At 33.9% G+C, this 1,102-nt stretch carries 1 pseudogene; it reads right to left on the minus strand.

The features are described 5' to 3' along the window. Positions 1–83: 83 nt before the first annotated feature. Positions 84–1,001 (minus strand): annotated as a pseudogene (locus EDD74_RS14960) (HAD-IC family P-type ATPase); the annotation flags it as partial. Positions 1,002–1,102 lie beyond the last annotated feature (101 nt).

A 1,102-nucleotide genomic window follows, 5' to 3' on the forward strand; every position in this document is an offset into this window, starting at 1 on the left:
TTTTCTCATAGCGATCATCCTTTCTTTGATAACACTATTTTACCATACATCATCTCAAAAATATATAGCAGAAATTTAATTTATTCTATACTAGCACCACCGATACCGGCAAAGAAGCTAAGTGGGATGCTGATAACCAATGCACATGGACAGCTAATTACAAGGAAAGTCAGAGCTCTGTAAATCCACACTCCCCATTGTGCTGTTTGGCCTAAAAACAACATTTGTACCAATGGTGGTAATAATGCCAATGCCAATGCACCATAACAGACTGCAGGAGTATATACCTTTGCAAATTTAGAAATAAAGTTTTCTGATTTGGATTTTCTTGAACTTGAATTTTCCACAAGCTCTAAAATTTTTGAAACTGTGGATTCACCAAATTCTTTTGTTGTTTGAATTTTCAAAACACCAGTCATATTGATACAACCACTGATGATTTCATCGCCTTGTTTCACGTCACGAGGTAAACTTTCACCTGTTAATGCACTTGTATTAAGGCTAGATGATCCCTCTATTACAATACCATCTAACGGAACTTTTTCTCCTGGCTGCACAACAATTATGCTATCAACACCAACTTCATCAGGATCTACTTTTTCTAATTTTCCATTGATTTCTATATTTGCATAATCTGGACGAATATCCATCAACGCACTAATATTTTTTCGACTTTTTCCAACGGCATAACTCTGGAACCATTCTCCAATCTGATAAAACAACATAACTGCGATTGCTTCATTGTAATCTCCACTTCTAGAGTAAATTGCTAATGCAAAAGCTCCTATTGTTGCCACTGCCATTAAGAAATTTTCATCGAAAACTTGTCGATTTATAATTCCTTTTCCAGCTTTCTTTAAAATATCATAACCGATTATTAAATATGTTGCCAAGTATAGCACTAATTTTGCAATGCCTGTTACCTGTACTAAATTCAATGCAATTATCATAACTGCAGCAATAATAATTCTTGTCAACATTTTTTTCTGCTTTTTGTTCACAGCCCATTCCTCCCTAATAAATCAAGTCTTTTTTCCTTTAAAATAAAGGTTTTTTAAAGTTTCTATCTCAGATGAATGAACAAGAATCATGGATATTTCTC

Source organism: Faecalimonas umbilicata (assembly GCF_004346095.1).
Classification (GTDB): domain Bacteria; phylum Bacillota; class Clostridia; order Lachnospirales; family Lachnospiraceae; genus Faecalimonas; species Faecalimonas umbilicata.